Raw genomic sequence first — 23,734 nt, forward strand, 5'->3', positions numbered from 1 at the left:
CTCAAGGCTTGGCGTGCGCCGCATCGGCCACGGCAGGCGCCCGGCGGCCGATGAACAGGTTGATCAGCGGCCCGGTCATGGCGGTGGTCGCGAGCGCCATCACCAGCAGCATGGTGAACAGCTCGGGGCCGATGAGGCCGGCGTCCAGGCCGATCTTCATGACGATGAGTTCCATCAGCCCGCGCGCGTTCATCAGCGAGCCGGTGGCCAGGCTTTCACGCCAGCCGTAGCCCGCCATGCGGGCGCCGACCGCGCCGCCGGCGATCTTGCCGAAGGCGGCCGTGGCCAGGATCAGCATCATGGCGCCGAAGCCCGCACCCGAGAACGCGTTGGACGTGGTGCCGAGCCCGGCCAGCGCAAAGAACAGCGGCATCAGCACGACGATGGAGATCGGCTCGATGCGCTCGCTCAGCGACTTCAGCAGCCGGTCGTCGCGCGGCAGGCAGTCGCCGAAGAGGAAAGCACCGAACACCGCGTGCAGGTGCAGCCACTCGGTGGCTAGGGCCGTGGCCAGCAGGCCGAGCATCAGCGAGGCCATCACGGTGGTCGAGGGCTCGCCCTCGGGCGCCTTGGTGCGCAGCAGCCACGCGAAGGCCGGCTTGAGTCCGAAGAACAGCACGCACAGCACCACGGCCATGCCCAGCGTGGTCTTGAGCAGCCCCTGGTAGCCCTCGCCCGCCCCCACCATCGCCACCACGAAAGCCAGCAGGATCCACGCGAACACGTCGACCACGGCGGCGGCGCCGAGCGACAGCTGGCCGAAGGGCGTGCGCGTCATGCCGCGGTCCTTGAGGATGCGCGCCATCACCGGGAATGCGGTGATCGACAGCGCCGCCGCCATGAACAGCGCGAACGGCCAGAAGCCGACACCCGCCGGCGCCAGCGTGGGATAGAGGGCCGGCGAAATCGCGATGCCCAGCGCCAGCGGCACGACCACGCTCAGCACGCCCACGTAGCCCGCCGAACGCAACTGCTCGCGCACGCTTTTGGAAGCCCGCAACTCCAGCCCCACCACGAACATGAAAAGCACCAGCCCGAGGGTCGACAGCGACGACAGTCCCTGCAGCGACTCCCTGGAGAACAGCTGCGCATGCAGCGACGGAAACAGCGCCCCGAAGACGATCGGCCCCAGCATCAGGCCGGCGGCCATCTCGCCCACCACGCCGGGCTGCCCGACGTGCCGGAGAACCCAGCCGCAGACGCGCGCGGTGGTCAGGATGACGATGAGTTGCAGCAGCAGGGAAGTTGCGGACATGGCGTAGCGATAACTTGGAAGCCGACGGAATTGCGGCCCATGTTAGTGCCCCCCGATGACCGGCTCAACCCGGCCTCCGCCCTGCCCTTACTTGGCTACGCGCATCAGGCGCAGCCCGTTCGCCACCACCAGCAGGCTCGCCCCCATGTCCGCGAACACCGCCATCCACATCGTTGCGCTGCCGAACACCGCGAGCACGAAGAACACCGCTTTGATGCCCAGGGCCAACGTGATGTTCTGCCAAAGCACCGAATGCGCGCGGCGCGACAGGCGGATGGTCTCGGGAATGCGGCGCAGGTCGTCGTTCATGATGACCACGTCGGCCGCTTCCATGGCGGTGTCGGTGCCCGCGCCGCCCATGGCGAAGCCGATGTCGGCCTGTGCCAGCGCGGGTGCGTCGTTGATGCCGTCGCCGGTCATGGCGGCCGCGCCGTAGCGCTGCTGCATGGCCTTGATGGCGTCGAGCTTTTCCTCGGGCAGCAGGTTGCCGCGCACGTCGTCGATGCCGGCGTGGGCGCCGATGGTCTTTGCCGTGGCGGTGTTGTCGCCGGTGAGCATCACGGGCGTCACGCCCAGCGCGCGCAGCTCGGCCACCGCCGCCTGCGACGATTCCTTGATGGTGTCGGCCACCGCGAACAGCGCCAGCACCGCCGTGTCCGACGCCAGCAGCGTGACGGTGCGGCCCGCTTCTTCATGCCGCTTGAGCTCGGCTTCGAGCGCCGGCGAGCACAGCCCGCGTTCCTCGATCAGCCGGTGGTTGCCGAGCACGTAGGCCTGGCCCGACAGCGTGGCTCCCACGCCGCGGCCGGGCAGCGCGGTGAAGTCGGCGACCTCTTGCCTTTGGCTCTTCAGGCCCTCTGCAATGGCTTTCGACACCGGGTGGTCGGAGCGGCCCGCGATGCTGGCGGCCACCGCGAAAGCGACGGCTTCATTGCCCGATGCATCCAACAGCACCGACTCGACCAGCTTCGGCTTGCCTTCGGTGATGGTGCCCGTCTTGTCGAGCGCAATCGCCTTGAGCTTGCGCGCCTCTTCGAGGTACGTGCCGCCCTTGATGAGAATGCCGCGCCGCGCGGCCGAGGCCAGCGCGCTCACCACGGTGACCGGCGTGGAGATGACCAGCGCGCACGGGCACGCAATGACCAGCAGCACCAGCGCCTTATAGACCGACTGCATCCGCGTCCAGTCCATGAACAGCGGCGTGAGCACCGCCACGGCCAGCGCCAGCACGAAGACAGTGGGCGTGTAGACGGCCGCGAACCTGTCGACGAAGCGCTGCGTGGGCGCGCGCGAGCCCTGTGCCTCCTCGACGGCGTGGATGATGCGCGCGAGCGTGGTGTTCGACGCCACCGCCGTCACGCGGAACTCCAGCGCGGCGGTCTGGTTGATGGTGCCCGCGAACACCGGGTCGCCCACGGTCTTGTCGACGGGAATGCTCTCGCCGGTGACGGGCGCCTGGTCGATGGCGCTGGTGCCTTCGGTGACCACGCCGTCGAGCGGCACGCGCTCGCCGGGGCGGATGCGCGCCACGGCGCCCAGCGCCACGGTGTTGGCCATCACGGTCTGCCAGCTGCCGTCGGCCTGCTTGACCTCCGCCTGCTCGGGCGCGAGAGCCAGCAGGCTCTGGATGGCGTTGCGCGCGCGGTCCACGGCACGCGCCTCGATCAGCTCGGCAATGGCGTAGAGCGCCATCACCATCGCGGCTTCGGGCCACTGGCCGATGATGAAGGCGCCGGTCACGGCCACCGCCATCAGGGCGTTGATGTTCAGGCGCCCGCGCACCAGCGCGGCAAAGCCTTTCTTGTAGGTGTCCAGGCCCGCCAGGCCGATGGCGCCGAGCGCGAGCACGACTTCCGCGGCCTTGAAGCCCATGCCGTCCGGCGCCATGAACGAAATCGACTCGGCGGCGATGGCCAGCACCAGCGCCGCGACGAGGCGCACGAGGCCCATGTTCATGCCGGCGATCTGCGCGGGCGCCGCGGCGGCCTGCTCGCCGGGAGCGTTCAGCGGTTCCGGCTTGAAGCCGGCCTTGCGGATGGCGGCCAGTGCCTCGGGCAGCGCGCCGTCTTCGGTGGTGATGGCCATGGTGCGCTCGCCGAGGCGAAAGCGCAGGGCCTTGACGCCCGCCACCGGCTCCAGCGCGCGGCGGATTTCCGACTCTTCCACCGCGCAGTCCATGGTGGGAATGCGGAACAGCAGGGCGCCCTTGGGCACATCGGCGTTGTCTGCCCCGGCCGGAGCGAGCGGAATCGGGCCGCAGGGGCTGGCGCTGCCGCAGCATGAATGCTCGGCGTGCGATTGGGCATGGGGCTTGGCGTGCTCATGTTCATGGCCGTGGTCGTGGTCGTCGCCATGCGGATGAGGGTGCGAATGGGCGTGCGGCACAGGCCGGGTCAGAGCGTTTTCGTTCGTCATGGAATCGATTGGAAACCCTGAAGCAGGTGTAGAGTCAAACGCTCATTTCCACTCGTTCATTTGCCGCATCATGAAAATCGGTGAGCTGGCCAAGGTCGCGAACACCCCCGTCGAAACCATCCGGTACTACGAGCGCGAGCAACTTCTGCCCGAGCCCGCGCGCACCGACGGCAACTACCGCATCTACGACGAAGACCATGCCCAGCGCCTGGGCTTCATCCGCCGCTGCCGCTCGCTGGACATGACGCTCGACGAGATCCGCAGCCTGCTCAAATTCCGCGACGCCCCGCAGGAAGACTGCGGCCAGGTCAACCAGCTGCTCGACGACCACATCGGCCACGTGGCCGCGCGCATCGCCGAGCTGAAGACGCTGGAAAAGCAGTTGAAGGCGCTGCGCCAGCAATGCGGCGGGCCGGAGTCGGCAAGCAACTGCGGCATCCTGCAGGAGTTGGACACCGCCACGCTCGCGCCCGAGACCTTCGGGCAGCACGCGGGGCATGTGCACGGCGCGCTGCACGCGCCGGCCAAGCGCGCGGCCTGACCGGTCTTTCTACTTGCCGATGAGCTGCGTGAGCTTCTCGGCCTCGAAGCACTCGTCGCGGGCCGCATCGCCCGGCACGCAGTCCTTGGTGGTGCCGGAGCGGTCCGACAGCTTCTCGATGGCCTGCCACAGCAGCGCGATCTGGTGCTCCTGGCTCGACGCGTTCTCGACCAGGCCGCGCATGGCCTGGCTCAGCGGATCGTCTTCCTGCGTGATGCCGTAGGCCGAGAACTTCTGCGGCGCGGCCACGTCGGCGCTTTCACCCGCCTTCGACGGGATGATGCGCGCCGGAATACCCACCGCCGTCGCGCCCGCGGGCACCGGCTTGATGACCACCGCGTTGCTGCCGATCTTGGCGCCGTCGCCCACCTCGAAGCCGCCCAGCACCTTGGCCCCTGCGCTCACCACCACGTTGCGGCCCAGCGTGGGGTGCCGCTTGGTGCCCTTGTAGAGCGAGGTGCCTCCCAGCGTCACGCCCTGGTAGATGGTGCAGCCGTCGCCGATCTCGGCGGTCTCGCCGACCACCACGCCCATCGCGTGGTCGAAGAACACACGTTCGCCGATCTTGGCGGCCGGGTGGATCTCGATGCCCGTGATCCAGCGCGCCCAGTGCGCGATGAAGCGCGCCGGCCACTTGAAGCCGTGGGTCCAACAGGCGTGCGCCCAACGGTGCAGCACCACGGCATGGAAGCCGGGGTAGACCGTGATCACTTCCCAGGCGCTGCGGGCGGCCGGGTCGCGTTCGAGGATGCACCGGATGTCGGCGCGCAGTCGAGAGAACATCGCTGCCTTTTGTCGTTATATCTATATGGGGCGGGCAGTCTATAGCCCGCCGCCATCGCTTACGGGCGATAAGGTTTTATTCGGGCAGCGAGCCCCGGGGCGGCTTGGTCGCGTCGCTCATGGCCTTGGCGATGCCGCGCAGGATGTGGATTTCTTCCGGCGTGGGCTGGGCCCGGTTGAACAGCTGCTGCAGGCGCGGCATGAGCTTCTTGGGCGCCTCCGGGTCGAGAAAGCCGATGTCCACCAGCGAGCGCTCCCAGTGGTCGAGCATGCCGGCCACGGCCTGCGCATCGGCGGCCTGCACCGGGTTGACGGCCTCGCGCACTTCGTAGCCGCCCAGCGCCAGCCGCCATTCGTAGGCGATCACCTGGATGGCCGCGCCCAGGTTGAGCGAGCCGAATTTCGGGTCGGTGGGGATGGTCAGCGCCACGTTGCAGCGGTAGACGTCTTCGTTCCGCATGCCGAAACGCTCGGAGCCGAACAGGAAGGCGACGTGCTGGTCACCCTGCTTCGCCAGCGGCTCCAGGTGCTCCCGGGGCGTGCGGGTGGGCGGGCCGAAGTCGCGCGGGATCATGGCCGTGGCGCAAAGGTGGGTCACGCCGTCGAGGGCTTCGTCCAGCGTCTCGACGATGCGGGCGTTGGTTAGCACGTCGAGCGCGCCGCTCGCGCGCTGGATGGTTTCCTCGCGCCGCAGCACGTTGGCCCAGCGGGGAGCCACCAGCACGAGGTCGGAGAAGCCCATGGTCTTCATGGCGCGGGCGGCGGCGCCCACATTGCCGGCGTGGCTGGTCTGGATCAGGATGAAACGGGTGCGCATGGCGGGTTCGGGAGACACGGAACGGCGGAGCCGGTAAAATGCCCCGATTCTCGCTGCCCGCATCGCCGGGCCGCCTCCGGGGTCCTCCCCACCGTTCTTCCCACAATCCAATGTCGTCCCCCAACCTGCATCCCATGCTCAACGTGGCCGTCAAGGCCGCACGCGCCGCCGGCGCGATCATCAACCGCGCTGCCCTCGACGTCGAGGCCGTGCGCATTTCGCAGAAGCAGGTCAACGACTTCGTCACCGAAGTCGATCACGCGAGCGAGCAAGCGATCATCGAAACGCTGCTCGGCGCCTACCCGGGGCACGGCATCCTGGCCGAAGAATCGGGCACCGAACACGGCGCCAAGGACTCCGACTACGTCTGGATCATCGATCCGCTCGACGGCACCACCAACTTCATCCACGGCTTCCCCGTGTACTGCGTGTCCATCGCGCTGTCCGTGCGCGGCAAGATCGAGCAGGCCGTGGTGTACGACCCGAGCCGCAACGACCTGTTCACGGCCACCAAGGGCCGCGGCGCCTACATGAACGAGCGCCGCATCCGCGTGTCCAAGCGCACCAAGCTCACCGAGTGCCTCATTTCCACGGGCTTCCCGTTCCGCACGGGCGACAACTTCAAGCAGTACCTGGCCATCATGGCGGACATGATGCCCCGCATGGCCGGCCTGCGCCGCCCCGGCGCGGCTGCCCTGGACCTGGCCTACGTGGCCGCGGGCTTCACCGACGGCTTCTTCGAGACCGGCCTGAACCCCTGGGACGTGGCCGCAGGTTCGCTGCTGGTCACCGAAGCCGGCGGCCTGATCGGCAACTTCACGGGCGAGCCCGAATTCCTCGAACAGCGCGAATGCCTGGCTGCCGCGCCGCGCATCTACGGCCAGCTGGTGCCGCTGCTCGCCAAGTACTCCAAGTTCGCCAACGTCGACGACAAGCTGCGCGCCAGCGACCGCATGCGCGCCGTGTCGGCCTCGACCAAGTCGAACCCCGACGACGCGTCGGCCGACCTGTACGCCCGCAGCACGGTGGTCGATTTCGCCGACGAAACCGCTGAAGGCGACAAGCCCGCCGTGGCCGCCCCCGCGGCGCCGCGCAAGCTCACGCGCGTGCGCCGCGACGCCGCTCCCGCCGCTGGAGCCCCCTCCGAGGGCGACGCTTCCGCCAAGTGACGATGCTGGGGCCCCGCGCCGCCCACCGGGTCCGCGCCGCTCTGCGCATTGCGCTGAGCCACTATGTCGCGAGCGGGCTCACCGTGGCGCTGGGGCTGCTGTTCATCTCGGGCGGCATCCACCTGTGGCTGGGCACCCTGGCGGCCTCCACGGCCGCCACCGGCGTGATCGTCACCGCGCCGCCCGACCTGCCCGGCCCGCGCCGCGGCAAGTTCTTCCAGATGCTGCCGGCGCCGCTCATCGGCCTGCCGCTCTTCTTTGCGGTGCAGATGCTGCACACCGCGCCCATCCGCCTCGGGCTGCTTCTGGTGCCGGCCACCTTCATGGCCTTCCTGGCCATGGCCTGGGGCAAGCGGGGCATCCCGATCGCCATCGCGGTGATGTTCTCGATGATCTTCTCCATGGCCACGCAGACCCCGCGCGACATGGCCGACGCCATCGAGCGCACCTGGCATTTCGGGCTGGGCGCGGGCCTCTACGTGATCTGGGCCACGCTCGCCAACCTGCTGCTCAACGGGCGCTTTCGCACCCAGTCGATGGCCGACGTGCTGTATTCGCTGGCTGCGCTCATGCGCACCGAGGCCGGCCAGTTCCTGCCGCACGACGACACCCGCGACGTGCGCGACACCCCCGCGCCCGTGCTCGGCCAGCTGCTGCGCGAACAGGCCGCGCTGGCCGACCAGCTGCAGGCCACGCGCGACATCGTGCTCGAATCGCCCCGCACGCCGCGCCGCCAGCGGCTGGCCGCCATGCTGGTGATCGTGCTCGAAATGCGCGACCAGCTGCTCGCGAGCGAGCTCGACCTCGACACCCTGCGCGCCCACCCCGCGCATGCCGCGGCGCTCATCGAAATGCGCGAGGTGCTCGAAGAACTCGCCGACGAGACCATCGCGCTGGCCGATGCGCTGCTGATGCGCCGCCATCCCGCCGCCGTGGCGGACCGGCGCCCTCGGCTCGCGGCCATCCATGTGTCGGCCGACGACAGCGCCAACACCCACGGGGGCGGCGGCCACATCGGCCCCACCGCCGCCATGCTGGCGCGCGGGCTGGCCAGCCGCATCGGCCACATCAACGACGAGGTGCTGCGCCTGTCGGCCATGGCCCGCGGCGACGTCGAGCCCAACCTTGCCGTGGTGCGCGCCAACTGGCAGATGTTCGTGAGCCCGACCGACTGGTCGTGGCGCCCCTTCTTCACGCTGTGGCGCTGGGACCAGCCGCCGCTGCGCCACGCCATCCGCGCGTCGCTGGCCATCGCGGCCGGCTATGCCATCGCGGTGTCGATGCCGTGGGGCTCGCACGACTACTGGATTCTGCTGACCATCGTGGTCGTGCTGCGCGGCAGCCTCTCGCAGACGCTGGAGCGGCGCAACGCGCGCGTGGCCGGCACGCTGCTGGGCTGCGTGCTCGCGGTGGGGCTGCTGTCGGCGCATCCGTCGGCGCTGGCGCTGCTGGCCATCGTGACCGTGGCGCAGGCCATCGCGCACAGCTTCGCGGTGCGGCGCTACCTCATCACCGCCGTGGCCGCCACCGTGCTGGGCCTGGTGCAGGCCCACATGCTGAACGTGGGCGTGGCGCCCATCTTCGCGCTGTTCGAGCGCATCGCCGACACGCTCATCGGCGCCGCGCTGGCCTGGGGCTTCTGCTACGTGCTGCCGTCATGGGAGCGCACGCAGATTCCCGCGCTGGTGGCGCGCGTGCTCACGGCGCAGGCCCGCCATGCGCGCCTGGCGCTCGGCCTGGGCCAGTTGCAGGCCATCGACAGCAGTCCCGAGCTCGAATGGCGGCTTGCGCGCCGCGAGGCCTACGACAGCCTCTCGGCGCTGGTGCAGGCCACGCAGCGTTCGCTCTCCGAACCGCGCGCGGTGCAGCCGCCGCTGGAGCCGCTCGAACACCTGCAGGCCCACAGCTACCAGTTGCTCGCGCAACTCAGCGCGGTCAAGTCGATGCTCGTGCTGCGGCGCGACCGCCTCACGCCGGGCGAGGTCGAAGGCCCCATCAGCCGCACCTCGCAACGAATCGAGGCCGCCATCGGAACTATGCCGACCACCGGCCCCTCTCACCCCGAGAGCAGCGGTTCCACCGCCGTCGGCGGACCGATTCCCCTGCCCGACCCGTTCGACAACGACATCAGCCCCTGGCTGCTGCGCCGCCTCGATCTGGCCACGGCCCTCGCCACGCAGCTGCGCGACGACGCGGCCCGCATTCTTCAACCACTGAACGAAACCACAGCACAAGCAAAGACGACCACCGCCTGATGATCAAAGAGATACTCGCCCACCCCTGGTTCGGCACATGGGTTGCCGCCCTGATCGCAGTTCCCCTTTCTCTTCTCGCGCACCGTATCGGCGGCCTTGTGTTGAGGCGGGTCACCCGCCCCGCCCCGACGATCCATTCGATGGTGGTCAGCTGCAATTCCGCGGCGCGGTTCGTGCTGCCGCTGCTGGCGCTCAACGTGGTGTGGCAGGGCGCGCCCGACAACCTGCAGTTCATCGGCAACGTGCGCCATCTCACCGGGCTGCTGCTGATCGCCGCGACCACCTGGCTCGCGGTCAGGGCCATCAGCGGCTTCGCCGAAGGCGTGCTGGCGCAGAACCCCTCGGACGTGGCCGACAACCTGCATGCGCGCCGCGTGCTCACGCAGACCCGCGTGCTCGCGCGCACCGCCATGACGGTGGTGCTGGTGGCCGGCGGCGCGATGATGCTCATGACCTTCCCCGGCGCGCGCCAGGTCGGCGCCAGCCTGCTGGCCTCCGCCGGCGTGATCGGCATCGTGGCCGGTCTTGCGGCCAAGCCGGTGTTCAGCAACCTCATCGCCGGCCTGCAGATCGCGCTGGCGCAGCCGATCCGCATCGACGACGTGCTGGTGGTCGAAGGCGAATGGGGCCGTGTCGAGGAGATCACCGGCACCTTCGTGGTCATCAAGATCTGGGACGAGCGCCGGCTGATCCTGCCGCTGACCTACTTCATCGAGAAGCCGTTCCAGAACTGGACGCGCCACTCGTCGCAGCTGCTGGGCGCGGTGTTCATCTACGCCGACTACGGCATGCCGCTCGCGCCGCTGCGCGAAGAGGTCGAGCGCATCGTGAAGTCTTCGCCCGAATGGGACGGCCGCTTCTTCAACCTGCGCGTGACCGACGCCACCGAGCGCACCATGCAGATCCGCGTGCTGTGCACCGCCGCTACCTCGGGCCTGGCCTTCGACCTGCGCTGCAACGTGCGCGAAGGGCTGATCGACTTCATGCAGCGCGAGTACCCGCAGTTCCTGCCCAAGATGCGCATCGAGAGCGAAGGTGCGCAGGAGCAACAGCAGCAGCCGATGCTGTAAGCCTGTTGCCGTTGTTCAGGGCGCGATCACGCCGACGGGGTACCTTGCTTTGCGAATGCCCCCGGGCCTGCGGCCTCCTCCTTTATTTCGCTGCGCAGGACGGCCATTCAAGCAGCGTGAACGCCCGCAGCAGCCATTCGACCGGGCCATAGGCAAAGCGCTGCATCCACCAGCGGCTCAGCAGCAGTTGCACCGCGAAAATGGAGAACGCAAACCCGAAGCTGGCGAGCGGCCCGACCGAGCCCATCAGCCGCAACCCGTAGGCCAGGAAGATCCACGCGCACACCAGCGACTGCAGCAGGTAGTTGGACAGCGCCATGCGCCCCGCCGGCGCGAGCCACGCGACAAGCGCCCGCCCGCGCGGCGCCTGGAACAGCAGCACCAGTCCCGACGCATAGGCTGCGGTGAGGAAAGGCGCGGTGAGCAGTCCGAGCGCGAGGCCGACCACCTCGCGGCCGCCGGCGCCTGTGCGCGTGGTCGAGAGCGCATAGAACATGGCGCCCGGCACGCCGATGAGCAGCCCGCAGAAGAACAGGCGCTTGAACAACGCGCGGTGCGCGCCCGCATTCGCCAGCAGGCCGCGCCGCCCGGCGATGAAGCCCGCCAGGAACATCGCCAGCGCCGTGGGTGCCTGCGCGAATGCGAGCACCACCCACACCTGCGCCAGCTCGCGCACATGCTGGGCGATGACCGTGGCAGGGGTGCCCCGGTAAGCCTCCAGCGCCGCGAAGGCCTCGGCATGAAGACTCAGCGTGTCGGCATCGACGCCCGTGCGCGTCATCAGGTAGCCAAGGCTGGCCCACAGCAGCGATGTGAGCAGCACCAGGCTGACCGCCCAGAACGCCATGACGCCGTCGCCGCGCCGCCGCAGCAACAGCAGCACGCCGCCGATCACCGCGTAGGTCGTGAGGATGTCGCCGTGGTACAGCACCACCGCATGCAGCAGGCCCAGCACCCACAGCCCCGCCAGCCGACGCAGCATGCGCGGCGTGAAGGGCCTGCCGTCTCGTTCGGCCGACTGCATCTGCAGCGTGAAGCTGTAGCCGAACAGGAACGAGAACAGCAGGTAGAACTTGGTCTCGAACAGCAAGGAGCGCGCGAACAGCGCCGCACGCTCCACCGCCGACTGGGCCATCGGGTCGGACAGGCCCAGGCCGTAGAACGGCGACGAGAAGCTCGCGATGTTCACCACCAGGATGCCGAGCAGCGCGAAGCCGCGCAGTGCGTCGACCAGCGGCTGCCGCTCCTGCGACGAAGGCACCGTGCTCATGCCGCCTCCACCGGGCGCAGGCTCACGACGGGCTTGCGCTTCTGCACGATGCCGTGGATGGTCTCCATCAAGAGCCGCGCGCCCTCGCCCGGCTCGCCGCTGCGCCGCACCGTGAGCCCCACCGGGCCTTCGGTGCTGCTGGTGTCGATGGCCACGCGCTCGAGTTCGCCGCGCGCCACAAAGCCTTCGACCGCACCCTGCGGCGCGAACCACACCGCATCGGAGCGCTGCAGCAGCCCGATGGCGAAGCTGGTGTCGGTCGCCTCCACCAGCCGGTTGGGCAGGGCCACGCCCTGCGCAATGAGAAAGGCGTCCGCCGTGTGGCGGATCAGCGAGCCCGACACCGGCAGCACCAGCGGATAGCCGGCCAGCGCATCGAGCGCCGGCTTGCGCCGCGAGGCCAGCGGATGCCCCGGCCGCACCACCAGCAGCAAGGGTTCGCTGTAGAGATGCTCGAAGGCGAGATCGGCCATGGCCGAGGCCTGCGCGAGCCGGCCCAGCACGAGGTCGATTTCACCCTGGCGCAGCTGCGTCATCAGCTGCGCGTTGATGCCGCTGACCACCCGCACGCGCAGCGCCGGATGCGAGGCATGCAACAAGGCCACCGCCTCCGGCAGCAGGTTGGCCACCATGTTGGGCAGCGCGCCGACGGCCACGTGCAGCTGGTCGGCCTCGGGCATGTCCATGGCCAGGCCCAGGCCTTCGCTCAGCCCGCGCAGCGCCGAGACCGCATGGCGCACCAGCACTTCGGCGGCCGGCGTGAGCTCGACGCCGCGGCGGCGCCGCAGCAGCAGCGGACGGCCGATGATTTCTTCCAGCTCCGCCACGGTCTTGGACACCGCCGGTTGCGTGAGCGACAGCGCCTTGGCGGCGCGCACCAGGTTGCGCTCCTGCGCCACCATCACCAGGCATTGCAGGTGGCGCAGCTTCAGGCGCGCAAAGTTCATGGCTGACATGGATCTTCCCTTGGAGCAACGGGCTTGTAAATATAACCAGCCGGAATACCTGGCAGAAGAGCTTTCAGTTGTGCCGGCCTTGCCGCCGCCCTAGAGTTGCCTCAGACAAGGAGACAAGCCAAGACATGACCACCGTTTTCAAGAACGCCCTGGGCGGCGCGCGCCGCCGTTTCGCAGCAGTGGCCGCCGCCTGCGCGGCGCTGCTGCCGCTGGGCTTCTGCGCCACGGCGGCGCAGGCGGCCGACGCCCCCTACCCCGCCAAGGCGGTGAAGCTGCTCACCAACTTCCCGGCCGGCGGCCCCATCGACATCCTCGCCCGCGCGCTGGCCGACGCGCTGCAGAAAGACCTGAAGCAGCCCTTCATCGTCGACAACCGCCCCGGCGCGGGCGGCAACATCGGCGCCGACCTGGTGGCCAAGAGCCCGGCCGACGGCTACACGGTGCTGCTGGGCATCGACACCACCTTCACCATCAACCCGCACCTCTATGCGTCGATGCCCTTCGCGGCCAAGGACCTGAAGCCGCTGATGATCTTCAGCTCGTCGGGCCTGAGCTTTGGCGTGGCGGGCAACGTGAAGGCGAAGACGTTGCCCGAGTTCATCGCGCAGGCCAAGGCCGAGCCCGCCACTTTCAGCTCGGCCGGCAACGGCAGCCCGGGCCACATCGCCGCCGAGATCTTCGCGAACGAGACCGGCGCCAAGATCACGCACGTGCCCTACAAGGGCAACGCGCCCGCCGTGCTGGCGCTGATGGGCGACGAAGTGCAGGCCGGCATCCTCGCCACGCCGGGGCTGCTGCCGCAGGTGCAGTCGGGCAAGCTGCGCGCCCTGGCCGTGACCGGCCGCCAGCGCTCGCCACTGCTGCCGCAGGTGCCCACCGTGGGCGAACTGGGGCTGAAGAACCTGGAGTTCGAGGTGCTCTACCTCGCGATGGTGCCGGCCGCCACGCCCGAGCCGGTGATGCAGACGCTGCGCACGTCGCTGCAGAAGGCGATGGCGCTGCCCGAGGTCAAGTCGCGCCTTGCCGCGCTCGACATGGTTGCGCTCGGAGAAACCGGTACCGCCGCCAGCGACCACCTGGCCGCCAGCCTTGCGCGCTACGGCCGCATCGTCAAGGCCACCGGCATGAAGGTCGACTGAACAGGGGCATGAGCGCCACACCTGGGTAAACCAGGGCAATGGTTGATTTGAACAATCGAATGCAGCGTCTTCAGAATCGTCCGCAACCGCGGACCTCGCGGTCACACTCATTGGCCATTGCCTGAACCGAAGAAGACAAGGACCTGCACATCATGCTGCCGACCCACTCCCTCACCCGCCGCGCCACCCACCGCCTCGTCGGCATGCTGGCCGTAGCCGGCTTCACGGCGGCTTTTGCCACCGGTGCCGCCGCCCAGGCCAAGCTGGACACCCCGCTGCACATCGTGGTCGGCTATGCGCCCGGCGGCGCCACCGACCGCGTGGCGCGCGTGGTGGCCGACAAGCTCGGCACCAAGCTGGGCGTGGCGGTCATCGTCGACAACAAGCCCGGCGCGGGTGGCCGCCTCGCGGCGCAGCAGGTGAAGGTCACGCCGGCCAACCAGAACGTGCTGATGCTCGCCAACCCCGCCGTCATGGTGGTGGCGCCGCTGGTCTTCAAGGACAACAACTACGACCCCGACCGCGACTTCGTGCCCGTGTCGCACGTCAACGACTACGACTTCGCGCTCGCCGTGTCGCCCACCCTGCCGGTGCGCGAACTGAGCCACCTGCTCGCATGGATGCGCGCCAACCCCGACCAAGCCAACGTGGGCGTGCCCGCCACCGGCAGCCTGCCGCACTTCTTCGGCCTCATGGTGGGCGAGAAGGCCAAGGTGCAGACCCAGGTGATCGGCTACCGCGGCTCCGCGCCGCTGCTGAACGACCTGATCGGCGGGCAGGTGCCCATTGCCGTCGACACCGAAGACGTGGTACTGCCGCAGCACACGGCGGGCAAGCTGCGCATCCTGGCACTGTCGGGCGCCAAGCGCTCGCCGTTCGCGCCGAACATTCCCACCTTCAAGGAAGCCGGCCTCGACCTGGCCGCCACCGGCTGGAACACATTCTTTGCCCCGACCACCATGCCCAAGGCCAAGGTCGAGCAACTGGCCACCGCCATCCGCGAAGTCATGCAAGACCCGGACACCCAACGCAAGTTCAAGGACTCCGGCATGACGCCCGTGGTCAGCACCCAGGCGCAGACCGTGGCCATGCTGAAGGCCTACCGCACGCAGTGGGCGCCCGTGGTCCAGAAGTCCGGCTACCAGCCCTGAAGAAGAAAAAGAACTCCAGGAGATATATGACCAGACCCAACATCATCTTCATCGTGGCCGACGACCTCGGCTATGCAGACCTCGGCTGCTACGGCGGGCGCGACGCCGCGTTCGGCCCCGTGTCGCCCGTGCTCGACGGCCTGGCCGCCAACGGCCTGAAGCTCACCCAGGGCTATGCCAATTCGCCCGTGTGCTCGCCCACGCGCTTCGGCATGATCACCGGCCGCTACCAGTACCGCCTGCGCGGCGCGGCCGAAGAGCCCATCAACAGCAAGAGCCGCGGCAGCACCACCCTGGGCCTGCCCACCGACCACCCCACCCTGCCCTCGTTGCTGAAGGCCAGCGGCTACCAGACCGCCCTCATCGGCAAATGGCACCTGGGCTACCCGCCCAGCTTCGGGCCGCTGCGCTCGGGGTACGACGAGTTCTTCGGGCCCATGTCGGGCGGCGTCGACTACTTCACGCATTGCGACTCCACCGGCCGCCACGACCTGTGGTTCGGCGAAGAAGACAAGGTTGAAGAGGGCTACCTCACCGACATCCTCTCCAGGCGCGCAGTCGACTACGTCGACCGCATGGCAGAACTCCAGAAGAAAGAGGACGACGCGCCCTTCTTCCTGAGCCTGCACTACACCGCGCCCCACTGGCCGTGGGAAACCCGCGACGACGCGGCCAAGGCGCCGAACATCAAGGACAACCTCTTCGACCTGGCCGGCGGCAACATTCATGTGTACCGCCGCATGATCCATCACATGGACGAAGGCATCGGCTGGATCATGGCCGCGCTGGAAAAGCACGGCATGGCCGACAACACCCTGGTGGTGTTCACCAGCGACAACGGCGGCGAACGCTTCTCCGACAACTGGCCGCTGGTGGGCGGCAAGATGGACCTGACCGAAGGCGGCATCCGCGTGCCATGGATCGCCCACTGGCCCGCCGTGATCGGCAAGGGCGGCGAAAGCCCGCAGCTGTGCATGACCATGGACTGGTCCGCCACCATGCTCGACGCAGCCGGCGTGGCGGCGCACCCGGACTATCCGCTGGACGGCGTTTCGCTGATGCCCGTGCTCAAGGACGCGTCGAAGAGCTTCCGCCGCCCGCTGCACTGGCGCATGAACCATCGCGGACAGGAAGCGCTGCGCGACGGCGACTGGAAGTACCTGAAGGTGGACGGGAACGAGTACCTGTTCAACATCCCCGGGGATGAACGCGAGCGGGCCAATCTGGCGAAGAAGGAGCCTGAACGACTCGCTGCTATGCGGGCGGATTGGGCGGCTTGGAATGCGACTATGCCGGCTATTCCGGAGGATGCGACTGTGAGTCTTGGGTACTCTGTGAAGGATATGCCGCAGCGATAGACCTGTGACAAGGCCCCTCTACATAGCGACTATCGGGAGAACCGAAATACTCGCGTGGCCTTGTTTGACCTGCTCCCCATAGGGCATACCAGTTGAAGGTTAGTAGAGTCCGTTTTCAGAGGAAGAACGGACATGAAGAAGAGCAGATTCACCGACGAACAGATCATCAGTTTTCTCAAGCAGGCCGAGGGCGGCATGCCGGTCAAGGAGCTGTGTCGCCTGGGCAGTTTCAGCGATGCGACGTTCTACAAGTGGCGAGCCAAGTTCGGCGGCATGCAGGCCAGCGAAGCCACGCGGCTGCGCGAGATCGAGAGCGAGAACGCCAAGCTCAAGAAGCTGCTGGCAGAGGCCCACGTGCACATCGAAGCGCTGAAGGTGGGCTTCGGGGTAAAGCGCTGACCCCGCAGGCCAGGCGCGAGGCCGCTGCCAGGATGGTCAGGAACTGTCCATTAGCGAGCGCCGCGCCTGTCGCTATGCGGGGTTGTCCAGAACCAGCTACCGGGAGCCGCCCAGCATGAACGAGTCCACGGCCAGCCCGAGCACGCGCATCGTCGAGTTAGCGCACGAGCGCCGGCGCTTTGGCTATCGGCGCATCCACGACCTGTTGAGTCTTGAAGGCCACCAAGTGAACTGACCTGCCCGCTTTCTCCGAGACATTGATTTCTAGGAAGATGGCTCCCGCCCGAAGAGGAGCCCATGAAGAAGAGTCAATTTTCAGAAGAGCAAATGGTCACGATCCTGCGCGAAGCAGATCGCACGACGGTGGCCGAGGCCGCCAAAAAGCACAAGGTCAGCGACGCCACCATCTATGCCTGGCGCAAACACTTCGGCCAGATGGAAGCGGCCGACGTCAAGCGTCTGAAGGCCCTAGAGCTTGAGAACAGCCGGCTGAAGAAGCTCCTTGCCGAGAGAGATCTGGACCTCGAGATCCTCACGGAGATCAACGCAAAAAAATGGTCAGCCCACTGGCTCGGCGCGAGCAACTGGCCTTCGTGCGCGCACGGGGCCTGAGTCTGCGTCGTGCCTGCGGGCTCATCGGTATGTCACGCGCCACGCCCAGCTATGAGCTGCGCCTGCCCGCCAAAGATGCACTGGTGCTCGCGGCGATGAAGGCACTCTCAGCCCAGTATCCGCGCTAAGGCTATCGCCGCATTCGCGTATTTCTGCGCCGCAGGGGCTTCGAGCTGAGTTGGTCTCGCACGCACAGGCTGTGGCGTCAGGCGGGCCTGCTGGTGCCCCGGAAACGGCCGCGAAAGCGCATTGCCTCGCAGCGCCCGCGCATCCACACGCCGTTGATGGCCAACATGGTCTGGGCGTACGACTTCGTCTTCGACACCACGGCCAGCGGTCAGCAGATCAAGTGCCTGACCGTGGTGGACGAGTACACCCGCGAGTGCCTGGCCATCGATGTGGCCGGGGCCATCCGCTCCAAGCGGGTGATCGAGGTGCTGTCGCGCTTGGTGAGCTTGCATGGTGCGCCGCTGTTCATGCGTTCGGACAACGGGCCGGAGTTTGTCAGCCAGGCCATCCTGGAGTGGATCTCGGGCGCGGGCATTGCCACCGTGCTCAACGATCCCGGAAAGCCTTGGCAGAACGGCACCGACGAGAGCTTCAACGGCAAGTTCCGCGACGAGTGTTTGTCCATCGAGTGGTTCCGCTCTCGCCGCGAAGCTGCTGTCCTGATCGAAGCCTGGCGCAATCACTACAACGAGGTACGTCCCCACAGCAGCCTGCAATACTTGACCCCGGCAGAGTTCAAACTGGAACTCCGCAAAGAACTGCAACCCGCCGTCTTCTAGGAAAAACTGTCTCGATTAGACCGAGCAGGTCAGAACCACAAACGTGTGTGGCGCCTGTACAAGCTGGCCAACCTGTCGGAGCGCAAGCGCCGCAAGGTCAAACGCGCCACGGGCGAGCGCCAGCCTCTGACAGCCGGCCAGCACGTCAATGACAGCTGGAGCGCAGACTTTGTGATGGACGCGCTGGCCAACGGTCGGCGCATCAAGTGCCTGACGGTGGTCGATGACTTCAGCCGCGAGTGCGTGGACATCGCGGTGGACCACGGCATGGGTGCGAGTACGTCGTGTGCCTGCTGGACCAGGCAGCCCAGTTCCGCGGCTACCCGCTGGCCATCCGCACCGATCAGGGGCCAGAGTTCACCAGTCGGGCCTTCATGGAGTGGGCAGCGGCACGCGGCGTTCTGCATCTGCTCAACGATGCCGGATGCCCGACCCAGAACGCCTACGTCGAGAGCTTCAACGGCAAGTTCAGGGACGAGTGCTTGAACGAGCAATGGTTCGAGACGCTGGCGCAGGCCCGTCAGGAAATAACCCGCTGGCGGCGCGACTACAACGAGGTGCGGCCCCACAGCTCACTGGGGCGCATCTCGCCGGCCAGCTTCGCAGCCTTGCATCGCCAGCGCGCTGGCGATGCAAGGCAATCACCGGAGATCAAGTAGTCTCCACACCTTGGACTCGCTAACTAAACATTGGCACGTCTAAAGGGGGTAGGTCAAGGTGGCCTGCGCACGTAAATAATTAACTGCAAAAATTACGTCCGATGCCTAAGTATTCGAACCCCGCCTCTTTCATCACACTGGGTTCATAAATATTGCGCCCATCGAAAATAATGGCACTTGCCATCAGAGACTTTAATGCGACGAAGTCAGGACTTCTGTATACTTTCCATTCAGTCATCACAATCAACGCATCGACTGCATGAAGCGCCTCCATCTCGTCGCTGACAAATTGAAGTTGATTATTCTTTAGATCGAAGTCCACCAAGTCATCGGACAACGCCGCGCGCGCCTGATCCAGAGCTACTGGATCATGCGCCGCAACAGCACCCCCAGCTCGTAACAGCGCGGCGATAAGGCCTCGACTGGGCGCTTCTCTCATATCATCGGTATTTGGCTTGAATGCGAGGCCCCAGACTGCGAATTTGCGTCCGCGCAAGTCAGCACCGAATCGCGAGAAAACCTTGTCGATCACAACATTTTTCTGGACCGCATTCACCTCCTCGACTGACTCCAGTATTTGCAGTCGCTTGCCATGCTCCACTGCCGTTTTTATAAGCGCTTTGACGTCTTTCGGAAAACAGCTGCCGCCATAACCTGCTCCAGCATATAGAAAACTGTAACCGATGCGAGGATCTGACCCTATGCCTTGCCGCACCATCTCGATATCCGCGCCGACCTCGTCGGCCAGGTTCGCAAGCTCGTTCATAAAGCTGATGCGAGTAGCGAGCATGGCGTTGGCAGCGTATTTGGTGAACTCTGCTGATTTCACATCCATGACTCGCATGCGTTCATGGTTGCGGTTAAATGGCGCGTAGAGCTTACGCATTAGAGCCAATGCATCCTGTCCCCGCAGATCGTCATCCACGCCCAACACGATTCGATCAGGACGCATGAAATCTTCCACAGCAGCCCCCTCTTTGAGGAATTCGGGGTTGCTGACAACGGCGAAGTCTTCCGACATCCCGCGCACGCGCAGCTCATGCTTCAGCACCTCTCGAACCTTGTCCGCAGTTCCTACAGGAACCGTAGACTTGTTCACAACGACCTTGAAGTCGCGCATTTCCTGTCCGATGGAGCGCGCCGCAGCCAGTACGTGCTGCAAATCAGCTGAACCATCTTCGTCCGAGGGCGTTCCAACGGCGATGAATTGCACACTAGCATGTTGGACAGCAGCGCGCGCATCCGTAGAAAACTCAATGCGTCCGGCCCGAATATTGTTTTTCAACAGCTGTTCGAGCCCGGGCTCATAGATGGGCATACCTCCCGAGCTCAGCAATGCGACTTTTGCAGGGTTCAAGTCCAGGCAGAACACGTGGTTGCCAAGATCGGCAAGGCAAACCCCAGTAACCAGTCCGACGTAACCTGTTCCGATGATGGTGACATTCATGACGGCAAGGCTGCTGAGTTCATACTAGACAAGAGCTGATCGAAGTAAGCGATGGTTTTCATGAGGCCCTCGTCCAATTGGGTCTGCGGCTTCCAGCCTGAAAGCGTGCGAGCTGCTAGTGAGATGTCCGGGCGACGCTGTTTGGGATCGTCTGCGGGCAAGGGCAATTGCACGATTTTACTTTTGGAAGCTGTCAGCGCAAGCACCCGCTTGGCTAGCTCCAACATAGTGAATTCGCCCGGATTGCCGATATTTAAGGGCCCCGTAAATTCATCTGTGGTTCCCATCAAGCGCACAATTCCTTCGATCAAGTCATCAACGAAACAGAAGCTACGGCTTTGTTGCCCGTCACCATAGATCGTGATGTCCTCTCCGCGAAGTGCCTGCACGATGAAATTAGAAACCACCCTTCCATCATTCATGTGCATGCGCGGGCCAAACGTGTTGAAGATTCGCGCTACCTTTATGCGCAAATCGTGTTGGCGGTGGTAATCAAAGAAAAGTGTTTCTGCGCAGCGCTTGCCTTCATCGTAGCAACTTCGAATCCCGATCGGATTCACCCGCCCCCAATATGCTTCCACCTGGGGATGCACCTCTGGGTCGCCATAAACTTCGCTCGTGGATGCCTGCAAGATCTTCGCGCCGAGACGTTTGGCTAACCCCAGCATGTTGATTGCACCGAGCACGCTCGTCTTGGTTGTTTGAACTGGGTCGTGCTGGTAATGAATCGGCGAGGCCGGACAAGCCAAGTTGTAGATCTCGTCGACTTCAACATGCAACGCGAAGGTCACGTCATGACGAAGCAATTCGAACTGCGGATTGTCAAGCAGATGGGCAATATTGGTTTTGGTGCCCGTAAAGAAATTGTCTACACACAAGACATCATGCCCTTGTGCAACTAGACGTTCACATAAATGACTGCCGAGAAATCCGGCGCCACCCGTGACAAGCACGCGTTTTGTCGGGTTGTAATTACGCATTGTGTATATCAATAAAAGTATGGAGGCGACAGGCCAGCCTCGCCTCGTGAACAATCAAACAGTGCCAGGCTCGATTTCCGTACCGCCTAATTGCGCATGATGCAGCCGCGTTCAAATCAGAAAGGTGCAGACCCGGCACAATGCCGGAAAGCGACTGAAATGCAGGACCATTCGCCAAGCATTAGCTCGCAGCGCCTGTTACCAAGTCTTGCGCTAATGCGTCGACCATGGGAACGAGACACGCCTCCCACAGCAAATGGTTTCTTCGCTCGAAAGCGCTCTCATGCCAAGTTGACGATGGATCTCTCTCGCTGCGAAGTTGCTCGGCCACGCGACGCCAAAACATGATCGGTTCGTCCTCGATCCAAACGCCTTGCAGATCCTGCCAATCCTCGAAACCAGTGAATGCAAAACGGGTTGCAACCACCGGGCGCGCCGACAAGAGCGCCTCGGAAGTCTTCAGGTTGGAGCCGCCGCCGCTTGTCTTAGGCAAAATCACGACGCTGGCTCGAGCCAGCAGAGCCTGCAGCACTTCCGGGTCGACCATGCCCCAGATTTCCGCATCGCGCAAAAGACGATGCTTTCTCCGTTGGCTCTCAAGCAATTTGAAGACCGCGCCGCAGATGATGAGCTTGCCGGGCAACGGCTGCTCGATGCCTTCCACGAATTGAAGCAATCCTTGTGCGTTTGGAGGATGGGCCGAACTGACAAACAGCGCAAACGATTGCGCTCCCAGATAGTCATTCACCGCACGGATCGCGGTCTTACAAGGCAAAACACGAGAGCTACCGTTTCGCGCAACGATCACACGAGATGCTCCCAGCGCCCGAAAGCTGCGGGCGTCGTCATCTGAGACTGTGATAACCAGATCGCACTCCCGCGCGATCTGCTCTTCCTGCTGGGCAACATCCAACAGTACCGCTTCGTCAAAGTGACCAGCGATGCGGCTCAGTTCGCGCCTGTATTCAGTCTCGAAGTTGTAGGAAGAATGAATGATCCGAACGTCACGCAGATGGCTTGAATCCCTCAAGGTTCGAACGAGCGGCCACATGTAGGGCTCCTCGAACTGCACGACATCGGGTTTGAAGTCGCGCACTATAGCCACAAAACGCTCAAAAAGTACCTTGCACTCTGCAAAAGAGCGCCACAGCGAGATCTGCCATGGCACCCCGGAAGCGTGCACGAATTGCATGACCGTAGCGTCAATGGGCACATCGTCGCGGGTCGTATCGAGTGGCGGGACGTTGTTGGGGTCGTAGATGCCGATAAACTTTACGTCATGGCCTGCCGCCCGGTACGCACTCACGATATTGGCGGCGCGGATCTGGCCTCCGTGACGAGCGCGCGTAATAGCCCACGGGCCGAAAATCAAGATGCGCATATGGGACTAGCGCGGGGTAGCAAGCAGGTCAAGCTGTTTGCCATCGCTCTGCTCGCGCACTGTCGCCACGTCGTAGCCAATAGCGCTGAAAAAAGAATAGAAGTCCTCCAGCGACGACCCGTGATTCCTCGCGAGCTCTCGTTCATATTCCGCGGCAATGACTGGCTTGCAACGCATTAGCGTGCGGCGCGCGCCTTGGAGAACGCGAAGATCGCTGCCCTGAGTGTCGACCTTGATGAGTGCAACATCCGGCAACTCCATTTGATCAATCGTGCGAGACTCCACCGCACTCGGCTCAGACTTCTGGGCAAGCTGGAAGGACATGGCCGCCGCATTTCCGATGTGGTCGTAGTCGACTTCTCCATCACGCGCGGGAACCGCGATCTCCTGTGAAACACCGTCTGCCAGACGCATGTGACCGGGCGAATCGTACAAAGCGTGGTTGCTAGCCACAACGTTGTGACACCCATTCAAAAGAAGATTGGCGCATAGCATTCGGTAGATCTCGACCTGCGGCTCAAACGCATAAACGGTTCGGAAGAACCGAGACATGTAGACGCTGTGAAAACCAAGATAGGAGCCGGCATCGATGGCGGTGCGATCGGCCGCCGTGGCGTCCTCAATGATTTTCTTGAGATGCGAATCCCAGAACGCCCCACCAAGGATGTAATCACTTATCAGATCGGGCTGACGTAGGACAAAGCGCCCATAGGGTCCGTCGTGCAATACGAGCGACGTGCCGAACACGGCCATGGGGGTGTTGCGCGCCAGCGTCAAGATGCCCGTCGCTTTGGTGCGCTCGCTCGCAACGTCGTGTTCGAGGGCGTCCACACGGGTGCTCAGCAAATCCTGATAGGCCTGCGACCGCTGGTCTTGCTCACGCCAAACCTGAGCCAATTGCGAGGCCTCGCGCCACTGAGCCTTGCCATCTTCCACGCTGTCCTCCAAGCTGCCGAGCCGGTGATTGCAGGCCATCTGGTCTTTGCGCAGGGAGTCGAACATACGGGCGAGGTGGCGCAACTCTTCGTCCGTCGCACTGACGACGACTTGCGAAGTGGCGCTGACGGCGATCTGCGAAGCAGCGCTTGCCACGGTGGTTAACCGCTGGTTAAGCACAGCATTTTCCTCACGCAAAGCTTGCATGTCTGACAGGAGCCGCGCGAAGAACGGTCGCGCGACCATTAAAAGCGCTGATCTGACAGGGTTCGTGAGCCATGCTCGCGCCGTGGAACTATGTCCCGCCTGCTTCAACGCGTAGAGATCGGTCATTTCAATAATTGAGGGTGGGT

Annotated in this window: 17 protein-coding genes and 3 pseudogenes; 10 read left to right on the forward strand and 10 right to left on the reverse strand. The window is 65.2% G+C overall.

Annotated features, from left to right (window positions below; all coding sequences use genetic code 11):
- Position 1: 1 nt before the first annotated feature.
- Both QRN67_RS15255 and QRN67_RS15260 read right to left on the reverse strand, forming a co-directional pair.
- Positions 2-1,255 (reverse strand): cation:proton antiporter, encoded by a 1,254-nt coding sequence (locus QRN67_RS15255; RefSeq protein ID WP_285412437.1) that lies wholly within the window; start codon positions 1,253-1,255, stop codon positions 2-4.
- 87 nt (positions 1,256-1,342) lie between these two features.
- Positions 1,343-3,670, reverse strand: a complete 2,328-nt coding sequence (locus QRN67_RS15260; protein ID WP_285412438.1) for a heavy metal translocating P-type ATPase — start codon at positions 3,668-3,670, stop codon at positions 1,343-1,345.
- 70 nt (positions 3,671-3,740) lie between these two features.
- Here QRN67_RS15260 and cadR point away from each other — a divergent pair, with 70 nt between their 5' ends.
- A complete protein-coding gene (gene cadR, locus QRN67_RS15265; RefSeq protein ID WP_285412440.1) occupies positions 3,741-4,211 on the forward strand; it encodes a Cd(II)/Pb(II)-responsive transcriptional regulator in 471 nt (156 codons plus the stop codon).
- Between the two features lie 9 nt (positions 4,212-4,220).
- On the opposite strand, the gene cysE is transcribed toward cadR, so the two are convergent.
- Positions 4,221-4,994: a serine O-acetyltransferase gene (gene cysE / locus QRN67_RS15270; protein ID WP_285412441.1), complete on the reverse strand. Its 774-nt coding sequence runs from the start codon at positions 4,992-4,994 to the stop codon at positions 4,221-4,223.
- A 76-nt stretch (positions 4,995-5,070) separates the two neighbouring features.
- Positions 5,071-5,811: an RNA methyltransferase gene (locus QRN67_RS15275; RefSeq protein WP_081266530.1), complete on the reverse strand. Its 741-nt coding sequence runs from the start codon at positions 5,809-5,811 to the stop codon at positions 5,071-5,073.
- Positions 5,812-5,921: 110 nt separating this feature from the next.
- Between QRN67_RS15275 and QRN67_RS15280 the strand changes: the two genes are divergently transcribed.
- The 3 genes from QRN67_RS15280 to QRN67_RS15290 are packed head-to-tail and all read left to right on the forward strand — an operon-like array spanning position 5,922 to position 10,305.
- Positions 5,922-6,980 carry an inositol monophosphatase family protein gene (locus tag QRN67_RS15280; protein ID WP_081266529.1) on the forward strand — a complete coding sequence of 353 codons (1,059 nt, stop codon included), beginning with the start codon at positions 5,922-5,924 and terminating at the stop codon, positions 6,978-6,980.
- Positions 6,981-6,982: 2 nt separating this feature from the next.
- A complete protein-coding gene (locus QRN67_RS15285) occupies positions 6,983-9,235 on the forward strand; it encodes an FUSC family protein (protein ID WP_081266528.1) in 2,253 nt (750 codons plus the stop codon).
- Positions 9,235-10,305 carry a mechanosensitive ion channel family protein gene (locus QRN67_RS15290; protein ID WP_285412442.1) on the forward strand — a complete coding sequence of 357 codons (1,071 nt, stop codon included), beginning with the start codon at positions 9,235-9,237 and terminating at the stop codon, positions 10,303-10,305. The genes QRN67_RS15285 and QRN67_RS15290 overlap by 1 nt, the downstream gene beginning before the upstream one ends.
- An 82-nt stretch (positions 10,306-10,387) precedes the next feature.
- Here the strand turns inward: QRN67_RS15290 and QRN67_RS15295 are convergent, their stop codons facing one another.
- Together QRN67_RS15295 and pcaQ are read right to left on the reverse strand one after the other, a co-directional pair.
- Entirely contained in the window at positions 10,388-11,575 is a 1,188-nt protein-coding gene (locus QRN67_RS15295) for a DUF418 domain-containing protein (RefSeq protein WP_285412443.1), read from the reverse strand.
- The gene (pcaQ, locus tag QRN67_RS15300) at positions 11,572-12,531 is read right to left on the reverse strand and encodes a pca operon transcription factor PcaQ (protein ID WP_285412444.1); all 960 of its coding nucleotides are present in this window, start codon (positions 12,529-12,531) and stop codon (positions 11,572-11,574) included. The genes QRN67_RS15295 and pcaQ overlap by 4 nt, the downstream gene beginning before the upstream one ends.
- 125 nt (positions 12,532-12,656) lie before the next feature.
- On the opposite strand from pcaQ, the gene QRN67_RS15305 reads away from it, so the two are divergent.
- The 6 genes and pseudogenes from QRN67_RS15305 to QRN67_RS15330 all read left to right on the forward strand — a co-directional run.
- A complete protein-coding gene (locus QRN67_RS15305) occupies positions 12,657-13,670 on the forward strand; it encodes a Bug family tripartite tricarboxylate transporter substrate binding protein (RefSeq protein ID WP_285412445.1) in 1,014 nt (337 codons plus the stop codon).
- Between the two features lie 152 nt (positions 13,671-13,822).
- Positions 13,823-14,821, forward strand: coding sequence for a Bug family tripartite tricarboxylate transporter substrate binding protein (locus QRN67_RS15310; protein ID WP_285412446.1), 999 nt, complete (start codon positions 13,823-13,825; stop codon positions 14,819-14,821).
- 26 nt (positions 14,822-14,847) lie between these two features.
- The gene (locus tag QRN67_RS15315) at positions 14,848-16,179 is read left to right on the forward strand and encodes a sulfatase family protein (protein WP_285412447.1); all 1,332 of its coding nucleotides are present in this window, start codon (positions 14,848-14,850) and stop codon (positions 16,177-16,179) included.
- A gap of 132 nt (positions 16,180-16,311) precedes the next feature.
- Positions 16,312-16,810: pseudogene (locus QRN67_RS15320) on the forward strand (transposase); the annotation flags it as partial.
- Between the two features lie 65 nt (positions 16,811-16,875).
- Positions 16,876-17,978 (forward strand): annotated as a pseudogene (locus QRN67_RS15325) (IS3 family transposase).
- A 33-nt stretch (positions 17,979-18,011) separates the two neighbouring features.
- A pseudogene (locus QRN67_RS15330) lies at positions 18,012-18,637 on the forward strand (IS3 family transposase); the annotation flags it as partial.
- 79 nt (positions 18,638-18,716) lie between these two features.
- Here the strand turns inward: QRN67_RS15330 and QRN67_RS15335 are convergent.
- The 4 genes from QRN67_RS15335 to QRN67_RS15350 all read right to left on the reverse strand — a co-directional run bounded on the left by QRN67_RS15335 (position 18,717) and on the right by QRN67_RS15350 (position 23,714).
- Positions 18,717-20,084, reverse strand: a complete 1,368-nt coding sequence (locus QRN67_RS15335) for a UDP-glucose dehydrogenase family protein (protein ID WP_285412448.1) — start codon at positions 20,082-20,084, stop codon at positions 18,717-18,719.
- On the reverse strand, positions 20,081-21,064 hold the full coding sequence (locus QRN67_RS15340; RefSeq protein ID WP_285412449.1) for a UDP-glucuronic acid decarboxylase family protein: 984 nt from the start codon (positions 21,062-21,064) through the stop codon (positions 20,081-20,083). Before QRN67_RS15340 ends, QRN67_RS15335 begins: the two co-directional genes overlap by 4 nt.
- 181 nt (positions 21,065-21,245) lie before the next feature.
- Positions 21,246-22,445 carry a glycosyltransferase family 4 protein gene (locus tag QRN67_RS15345; RefSeq protein ID WP_285412450.1) on the reverse strand — a complete coding sequence of 400 codons (1,200 nt, stop codon included), beginning with the start codon at positions 22,443-22,445 and terminating at the stop codon, positions 21,246-21,248.
- A 6-nt stretch (positions 22,446-22,451) separates the two neighbouring features.
- On the reverse strand, positions 22,452-23,714 hold the full coding sequence (locus QRN67_RS15350) for an FkbM family methyltransferase (protein ID WP_285412451.1): 1,263 nt from the start codon (positions 23,712-23,714) through the stop codon (positions 22,452-22,454).
- Positions 23,715-23,734 lie beyond the last annotated feature (20 nt).

Source organism: Variovorax sp. efr-133-TYG-130 (assembly GCF_030208835.1).
Taxonomy (GTDB): Bacteria; Pseudomonadota; Gammaproteobacteria; order Burkholderiales; family Burkholderiaceae_C; genus Variovorax.